Origin of the sequence: Nitratidesulfovibrio oxamicus (assembly GCF_015731765.1) — a bacterium.
Lineage (GTDB): Bacteria > Desulfobacterota > Desulfovibrionia > Desulfovibrionales > Desulfovibrionaceae > Cupidesulfovibrio > Cupidesulfovibrio oxamicus.
On the sequence record NZ_VRYY01000408.1, the window covers coordinates 1 to 2,286 of the forward strand.

Sequence of the window (2,286 nt, forward strand, 5' to 3'; positions counted from 1 at the left end):
GCCGGGCTTCAGGCGCAGCGGCGCAACCAGGCCCAGCAGGCGGTTCACCGTGCCGCCGGGGCAGGCCCACCCGCAGAAGGCGCGTCCGAACAGGGCCGCCAGCGCCAGCCACCCGGCCCACACGCCCCAGAACATGGTGAACAGCCGCCCGTGGCAGGCCACCACCGGACAGTTCTGGCAACTGATGTACGGCACCACGAAGGGACAGCGAAAAATGCCATAGAACGACCACTGGCCGATCACCAGCAGCATGACGGCCTGCGCCGCCCTGTTCCACAGGTGCACGGCGCGAGCGCCGAACCGGGGCTTCAGTTCCGTCAGGTTCGCCGCGCCCGCCGCCGCATGCACGGTGTTCACGCCCGCATCAGACATCCTTCACCCCCAGCTTTTCCACCAGTTCCTGCCCTCGCGGCGAAATGGCGGAAATGAACCCGGCCCGCTCGAAGTACGCCTGCCCCTCGGGCGACGTCACCCATGCCACGTAGTCGTCGGCCAGTGCGCGGTCGCGTGCTTCCTGCATGACGCCCACGGTGAAGGTGAGCGGCGGCGGCGGAAACAGTCCGGCGGGAATCTCCACGATGTCCAGCTTGCCCGCGAACTGGGGCAGCCGGGTGACCCGCAGTTCCACGATCATGGCGTCGGCCTGGCCGGTGGTCACAGCCTTCACCGAGCGCTGCACGCAGGTGCCGGGGTTGACCACGTTGGGCATCACCGCATCCAGGCACCCCGCCTTCCTGAGCAGCCCCACCACCGCCGCTCCGCCGGGGGGCGACGCCTCGGGCGCCATGGCCACCCGCACGCCCTTGCGGGCCATGTCGTCCACCGACCGCACGTTGCCCGGATTGCCCGTGGGCGTGACGATGACATAGCTGGTGAAGCACAGCGGCTTGAAATAGGTCATGCGCCCTTCCGCGCGCAGCTTCTTGGCAAGGTCCAGCACCCGCCCGGCGAACACCTCTGTCGAGCCGCTGCCCAGCAGCGACTTGCCCAGCGCCGCCGCAAACGCACCGGTGTACACCACCGCCGCGCCGCTGCGCCGTTCGTACTCCTCATGGGCGGGCTGCATGGCCTCTGCCAGCCCTCCGCACGACCATACCTGCAACCTGCCGCCGGGGAATGGAGCGGCCTGAGCCGCCCCCGGCAAGGAAGCGGCGGCCAGCCCCGCCACCCCGGTCAGCGAGGCGCGCAGAAACCCGCGCCGCCCCTCGTCCTGCAACTGACGCATGAACACCTCCGCGTGTACTGTGTAGTGGTGCTCACCCTATACGCCGCGCGGAATGCCCACAAAGACAAATTGTCAATGGTGTTGGCGTGATGCCATAGACAAACCGGATAATAACACCTCTTGACCACCCCCGCCTAAACCTCGTGCCCGCGCCATTGCACCAACAGAAAACCGGCTCCCCTCGCGGAGAGCCGGTTCCTTTTTCATTTCGTTGTGACGCGCCTTCAGAGGGGAAGTCCATCTGTCTTTCGGCAGCCGTTGTCACTGCGAGGATTTTTGTTCCCTGCCAAGGAAGAAGAGTTTTTTATGGAAGGAGCGTACTCTTCTCGTACTTGACTGGAATAAAGAACTCTTCTGACGCAGGCAGGGGGCAAAAGGACCGCAGTGGCAACGGCTGCCGCCCCTAATCGCCCATGGACTCCTTGGGCAGTATCCACACCAGCAGCATCTGCTGCTCTGCCTTGGTCAGGTCGATCTGCGACATGCGGCACAGGTCGTAGGCGTTGCGCAGAAAGGCCTTGCCAACCTCGCGCAGGTTCACGCCGTCCTGCTCGTTGAGGGGGTAGCCCCCGCGCGCAATGCCCACCAGCACGAAGTTCACGTGGCCCCGCGCAATGGGCAGGCCCGCCTCAACGCACCGGTCGCGCACGTTGCGCGAGGTGGTGGTCATGAAGAACCCGTTGGCGTTGACCTCTTCCACAATGATGCCCAGCATCTGCCTGAAATGGTCGGGGCGCAGCAGGGGCATGTCGGTCAGGCGGTGCACCTTCAGGGCAAAGTCGTACAGGTCGGGGTAGCGCGAGCGGAAGTCGTCGTGGGCGTCGCGTTCTTCGGGCTGTTCATGGCGTTCCGGGTCGTACAGGTAGCCGGGCGGCACCGCCGAAAATTCCAGTCCCTTCAGGTCCAGCACATCCAGCAGGTCGCGCAGGCGACCATAGCCGAACCAGTCCGCGCCGGGGTCCACCTCGCGCTGCAGGGTCTGGGCCAGCGAGGCCACGCCCACGGGTGCGGGCGCATCGGCCACGGTACGGCGCACCACCTCGGCCACGCGGGCCAGCCGT

Annotated in this window: 2 protein-coding genes and 1 pseudogene; all 3 read right to left on the bottom strand. The window is 66.3% G+C overall.

Annotation, left to right across the window (positions count from 1 at the left end):
* Positions 1–357 (bottom strand): 4Fe-4S binding protein (locus FVW20_RS12975; protein ID WP_372434999.1); only part of this gene is annotated, 357 nt, incomplete at its 3' end.
* Between the two features lie 7 nt (positions 358–364).
* Positions 365–1,225 (bottom strand): substrate-binding domain-containing protein, encoded by an 861-nt coding sequence (locus FVW20_RS12980; RefSeq protein ID WP_196609951.1) that lies wholly within the window; start codon positions 1,223–1,225, stop codon positions 365–367.
* Between the two features lie 403 nt (positions 1,226–1,628).
* A pseudogene (locus FVW20_RS12985) lies at positions 1,629–2,286 on the bottom strand (NYN domain-containing protein); the annotation flags it as partial.

What these genes read in the sequence shown, in the direction of transcription:
- FVW20_RS12980 (WP_196609951.1), bottom strand. Translation starts at nt 1,225, where the DNA reads ATGCGTCAGTTGCAGGACGAGGGGCGGCGCGGGTTTCTGCGCGCCTCG.